The following is a 6,210-nucleotide window of genomic DNA, read 5'->3' on the forward strand; positions in this document are numbered from 1 at the left end:
TTACTTTTTTCGCTAAACGGCAGTGATATACCTTTTTTGGGAGTGATGTATTTGGTGACAAAAAATTCTGTGCAGGCGGTATTATTTGATCTGGACGGCACACTGGCGGATACCCTGCCCTTGTTAAAAATGATTTACCGCCGGGTCTTTGCCGAGCTGGATCTGCCCTGGGCCGACGGTGCAGTGATGCGCTGGATTGGGCGTACTCTGAAAGATATCGCCATCCATTTTGCCGGGGACAGGGCCGAGCAGTTTATCTCTCTCTATCAGCAGTATTATCATGCCGAGCACGACCGCTATGCCGCGCTGTTTCCTGGCAGCCGGGAGATGCTGGAATTCCTGAAGCAGCAGGGTATTCTGACCGGTCTGGTCACCTCCAAGGGCCGGCCGGGGACCATGCGCACGCTGGAGGTGACCGGCATTGCCGGGCTGCTGGATGTAGTGATCACGGCATACGATGTCACCGAGCCCAAGCCGGCTCCCCAGCCTGTGCTCAGGGCGCTGCAGGAGCTGCAGGTGGAGCCCGGTGCGGCCCTGATGGTGGGAGACAGCTATTTCGACCTGCTCAGTGGCAAAGCGGCCGGCACGCTGGTGGTGGCTGTCACCTGGGGTATGGCCACCCGTGAGGAACTGGCGGAATACCGGCCGGATTTGATTATTGATTCCTGGGCGGACCTGCAAAAGTACTTGTTGGATCGAATGTGATTCTGCGGTCCCGGTAACAATTGGGGCAGCGGAAAAGATGCACGCAGGTAGTGGCAGCTTCGCCGGTGGATGAGTAGGGGCTGTAGGGCCCCAGGTAATTCTGCAGCGGCCCCTGATCCAGCATGTCCTGTCCGCAGAGGCAGGTCACCTGGCTGGAACAAAGCCCATTGCACAAAGGGCAGATTGGCTGCATGGTTCAGACCCTCCTGATTGGTGCGTGTACAGCACATATAAACCATTCGTATTAGGAATAATGGTACTAGCGCTTGCGGCTGGTACCATTATTATTGCTTCTTGCCAAAGAGGGGGTTGTTCATGGAACAGTCTGCTGTTGTGGACAGTTTGGTGGAAAAGGCTCTGCAGGCGGCGGAGCGCTTTATGGCCTATGACCAGGAGCAGGTGGATAAAATTGTCCAGGCGATGGCTCTGGCCGGTCTGGAGAAGTACCGGGAACTGGCCAGAATGGCCGTAGAGGAAACCGGCCGGGGTATCTACGAAGACAAGATGATTAAAAATATTTTTGCCACCGAGGCGGTTTACCATAACATTAAATATAAGAAAACTGTGGGCGTGATCAATGAAAATCTGGAAGAGGATTATCTGGAAATCGCCGAGCCGGTGGGAGTGGTGGCCGCAATCGTACCGGTGACCAACCCCACCTCCACCACCATGTTCAAGGCCTTAATTTGTCTCAAGGCCAGAAATCCGGTGATTTTCAGTTTTCACCCCGGCGCCCAGCGCTGCAGCCAGGCGGCGGCAGAGATTATGTGCCGGGCGGCGCTGGCTGCCGGGGCGCCGGAAGGCTGCATGGCCTGGCTGCCTCATTCCAGCGAGCAGATTACCGGCTATTTGATGAAGCATCCCGGGGTGGCCTTGATCCTGGCCACCGGCGGGGCTGGCCTGGTGCGGGCGGCCTATTCCACGGGCAAGCCGGCCCTGGGCGTGGGGCCGGGCAATGTGCCCTGTTACATCCACAGTTCGGCCAGATTGGAAAGGGCGGTTACCGATCTGTTAATGAGCAAAACGTTTGACAATGGTCTGATCTGTGCCTCGGAACAGGCCGTGATTGTAGATCGGGAGATTGCTGGCCGGTTTATGGAATTGATGCAGGCTTATGGCGCATACTTTTTGCGTCCGGAAGAGATTGGGCAGCTGGAACAATTAATGGTCCGGTCGCGCGACAATCAGTGTTCACTGAACCCGGCTGTAGCCGGCCAGCCGGCTGTGCGCATTGCGGAAATGGCCGGGATCACGGTTCCTCCCACCACCCGCGTGCTGGTGGCCGAACTCTCCGGGGTGGGTATGGAACATCCCCTCTCCATGGAAAAGCTCAGCCCGGTGCTGGCCTGCTATTACGTGGATGAATGGCGGCAGGGGATCGATCTGGCCGAGAAGGTGGTGGAGTTTGGCGGGCTGGGTCATTCTGCGGCCATTCACGCCGAAGACGAAGCGGTGATTCAGGAGTTTGCCCGCCGTTTGCGGGTGGGCAGGGTGATTGTGAACTCACCGGCTACGCATGGAGCGATTGGCGACCTGTATAATATCAATGTGCCCTCCTTCACGCTGGGCTGCGGTTCTATGGGCAGTAACAGCACTACCTCCAATGTCAGTGTGGAGAATTTAATCAATATCAAGCGGGTGGCCCGCCGCAGAGAAAAACTGCAGTGGTTCAGGGTGCCGGAAAGAATTTATTTTGAGCACGGTTCCCTGCAGTATTTGAGCAAGTTTCCCGGTATTAACCGGGTGTTTGTGGTGACCGATCCGGTAATTCTCCGGCTGGGTATGGTGGACCGGGTGCTCTATCACCTGCACAAACGGCAGAACCGGGTGACCGTAGAAATTTTCAGCGATGTGGAGCCCGACCCTTCCGTGGAAACGGTCAGGCGGGGCTGTCAGGCCATGCAGAAGTTTCAGCCCGATACCATCATTGCTCTGGGCGGTGGTTCGCCCATTGACGCGGCCAAGGCCATGTGGCTTTTCTACGAGCATCCGGAAGTGGAATTTGAGTTTTTAAAACTCAAGTTTTTGGATATCCGCAAGAGAACTTACAAGTATCCCCGTCTGGGGCGCAAATCCAGCCTGATCGCCATACCCACCACCAGCGGGACCGGTTCAGAAGTTACCGCTTTTGCCGTGATCACCGACAAGGGCCGACAGGTGAAATACCCCCTGGCTGATTATGAGCTGACCCCCGATGTAGCCATTATTGATCCTGAATTGGCCATGACCATGCCTCCGGCGGTCACTGCCGACACCGGGATGGATGTGTTGACTCATGCCATTGAAGCCTATGTGTCGGTGATGGCTTCCGACTATACCGACGGCCTGGCCCTGCAGGCCATTGAACTGGTCTTTAAATACCTGCCCCGTTCCTTCCAGAACCCGCAGGACCGGGAAGCCAGGGAACGCATGCACAATGCGTCCTGTATTGCCGGGATGGCTTTCACCAATGCTTTTCTGGGCATCAACCACAGTCTGGCGCACAAGCTGGGCGGCGAATTCGGCATCCCCCACGGCCGGGCCAATGCCATCTTTCTGCCCTATGTAATTGCCTTCAATGCCAGTACGCCCACGCGTTTTGCCGCTTTTCCCAAGTATGAATATTACCGGGCACCGGAGAAGTATGCCCGGATAGCCGCCCGGCTGGGTCTGGCGGTGCCGGATCAGCACAGCGGTGTGCGGGCATTAATCCAGGCCGTGGTCCAGTTGCTGGCCGGGCTGGGTTTACCCCGCTCCATCAAAGAAACCGGTATTGATCCGGCAGATTTCAGCCGGCGTCTGGAGCAAATGGCCGATGATGCCTATGCCGATCAGGTTACGGGCACCAACCCCCGGCAGCCGCTGGTGGCAGAGCTGGTCGATCTCTACCGGCTGGCCTACGGTCCCCCGCTCAGCGAGCAGGTCAGTCCCCATCTCTTAAACTTTGATCTGCTGGCCGGAACCGGTCTGCTGCCGGCAGGCCAACTGAAAGGCCCCGCCTGAGCGGGGCCTTTGCTCACTTGCCTGTACTGTTTATGAGGCGGTGGCGGCGTCTATCTTTGGCGCCTTTGCGGGCGCATTTGCGGCAGACTTTTTCCGTGGTCAGGATGGAACCGCAGACCGTACAGTATTTGAGCAGGGTTTCGGCACAGGTGCGGCAGTAGAAATCTCCCCGCATTTCCACCATGGCTGCGAAGAAATCCGCATCGGCATAATTGAGCCACTGGCCGCAGTTTTTGCAGCGGGCTTCTTCCATGGAAGAGAGCAGATACTCAATAGCAGCCCGGGGTTCTGCTACGGACAGCCCGATCTTCAGAATGATCTCGTCGCTCAAACTCATATTGGCGATCAGGTATTCATACAGGCGCTGGTGTTCTGAGCCGGGCTGGAATGACTGGAGAGACCGGTCGATTTGCTCTTTCTCCACGCGGGCAGCAGCCGTGAACATCTGCTCCAGTTCCTCCACGCTTACACTGTCAAAGGGCAGTGCCAGGCACTTGTACAGATAGTCCGATATCGCCTCAATATCCCGGATCTTGATCCCGTCAAAAACGTTTTCCAGAGCTTCGGTCATCTTTTCTTTGAGATCCAGCAGGTCGTTTTTCATTCTTTCCCGGCGCAGAATGCTCAGTACGTCATCGGCCTGCAACAGCAGGTTGTAAGAATGTTCTTTGAGCCGGTTCAGGATGCGGTCGTTACGGTTCTTGGTGCGATTTTTGTAAAAGGACATATGCTCAATATTGGACCAGAGATTTTCCACCTCGGACCGGACCTGGATTTCAAAGTTGTACTTTTCCAATCGGTTGCGGCCCTTTAATGTATAGATACCATCATAGTGATGGGACAGCTTACCGTTTTCATGTCTGGTGGGCGAATATTCCAGTGAAGTGACGTGGGAGTGCTGCAGCAAATAGCTCTTTTCCCTTTCGAACAGCTTGATCACTTTGTCCACATCTTCATCCAGCTCGACAATTACATATACACCGATGATATCCGGTAGATCATGCAAACTGGTAACGTCCCGGTACTGTTCTTTGCGCTCGATTTTGTCGGCAATGCTTTCCCAGGATTTGACGCGTGATTCAAAGCGGTAAAGAGGATACTGCTTGATTTGCAGCAGATAGGCCCTTTGAAAAGTGGTAAAAAATGATTTGAGATCTTCAACAATGGAGTCGGCGGCAATGCAGATATCAGCGTAGTTCTCATAGTATTGCTTCTTAATGTTTTCTACAGTGCTGCTCATTTTGCTCTCTCCCCGCCGGGAAATGAAATTTCACTAATTAAATATTTTCTATGAATAACGACTTTTCCTGCCGGGAAAATAAAAAACCGCCCGTGCGGCGGCTTATACATTGTGGCGGGGGTTTTCCATGACCCTGTGGGCGGCGTGACAGAGCTGGGCCAAAACGGCTGTGCGCCCACCAAGCTGCTGCAGGTGGACATTGGTCAGGATATAACCTTTTTCCGTAGCCACATAATGCGGCGGCAGGTAGTTCAGGGCCAGGGCCATAATGTCTTCCTGGCAGCGCTGGCAGGTGCATACCTGGCCGTATGTCCTTTTGTATTGCTCCAGAACCTCCGGCAACAGCTCTTTAACAGCCAGTTCAGTGCAGTTTATCAGCACAGCTTGCTCCCCTCCGCTTATCAACTGGTCTTTCGTATTTTCAACGTCATAATCCCAGAATCCTCTGTAAAAAATATATATTTTTTGGATAGGCGGATGTATAATTAGGATCAAATGCCGGGGGAATATTGTTTCAAGGGGGGAGCTGTTTTATGGTGCGTCAAAATAGCGATGGGGGAGACCTGGCTCTGGGTAGTGTGATCAGTGACCTGGCGGTTATGCTGGAGGGTATTGCCAGCGACTTCTACCGGCACCGGGCTCATTACCTCTCTCAGGTGCAGCAGATCAGCCACAATACGGTTAATGTGATGAAAAAGAAAGTGTTGCAGGTACCGCTGGTTAAAGGAGAAACCACCCGGGAAGCGGCGGGCAAATATGAAGTGATGCGCGACATGGAATATATACGGCTCAACCTGCTCAAAATTATGCAATCCACCGAAAACAAGGTCAACCAGAGTGTGCTGTTCAGTAAATGGGCCGTGGACGAATTGACCGTGCTGATTGATGGGGCCAGGGTGGCCCTGCAGGACCTGAAACAATTTATCGAAGGATGCGAGCTCACCCTGAAAGATAGACTGGTGGACCATTGCGGGCAGATGATCGAAAATTGCGCGGTGTTCTCCAAACAGCACCAGCAGCGCTTTGACCAGGGAATTTGCACGCCGCAATCCGCGGATATATACCAGGCTATGCTGGATGCCTTCCGGGATGTCTTTCGGCACATTAAATCCTGCGCCATTAAGCTGGGGTGCAATTAGACTGGCGAGTTAGTCAGCAGGATGTAAGCCTATCAGCTGGTCAGGTGCTGGCCCACCGCCGGGTGGGATGTTCTTTTGTCCAGCTGCAAAGGCCGTGTATAATTTCAGTAGGTGGCAGCAAGGAAATGTCCCCCTGAAAATAGA

The 6,210-nt window shown here is 54.3% G+C and carries 5 protein-coding genes; 3 read left to right on the forward strand and 2 right to left on the reverse strand.

From position 1 onward, the window contains the following. Window positions 1–54: 54 nt before the first annotated feature. Together ACUVTU_RS02895 and adhE are read left to right on the forward strand one after the other, a co-directional pair. Window positions 55–705 (forward strand): HAD-IA family hydrolase, encoded by a 651-nt coding sequence (locus ACUVTU_RS02895; RefSeq protein WP_445888464.1) that lies wholly within the window; start codon window positions 55–57, stop codon window positions 703–705. Between the two features lie 315 nt (window positions 706–1,020). After that, window positions 1,021–3,687, forward strand: coding sequence for a bifunctional acetaldehyde-CoA/alcohol dehydrogenase (gene adhE / locus ACUVTU_RS02900; RefSeq protein WP_445888465.1), 2,667 nt, complete (start codon window positions 1,021–1,023; stop codon window positions 3,685–3,687). Window positions 3,688–3,700: 13 nt separating this feature from the next. On the opposite strand, the gene ACUVTU_RS02905 is transcribed toward adhE, so the two are convergent. Then, on the reverse strand, window positions 3,701–4,927 hold the full coding sequence (locus tag ACUVTU_RS02905) for a hypothetical protein (RefSeq protein ID WP_445888466.1): 1,227 nt from the start codon (window positions 4,925–4,927) through the stop codon (window positions 3,701–3,703). Window positions 4,928–5,029: 102 nt separating this feature from the next. Continuing rightward, on the reverse strand, window positions 5,030–5,308 hold the full coding sequence (locus ACUVTU_RS02910) for a late competence development ComFB family protein (protein WP_445888467.1): 279 nt from the start codon (window positions 5,306–5,308) through the stop codon (window positions 5,030–5,032). A gap of 152 nt (window positions 5,309–5,460) precedes the next feature. Between ACUVTU_RS02910 and ACUVTU_RS02915 the strand changes: the two genes are divergently transcribed. Continuing rightward, a complete protein-coding gene (locus ACUVTU_RS02915) occupies window positions 5,461–6,066 on the forward strand; it encodes a hypothetical protein (protein ID WP_445888468.1) in 606 nt (201 codons plus the stop codon). Window positions 6,067–6,210: the final 144 nt, after the last annotated feature.

It is taken from the genome of Desulfurispora sp. (assembly GCF_052744395.1).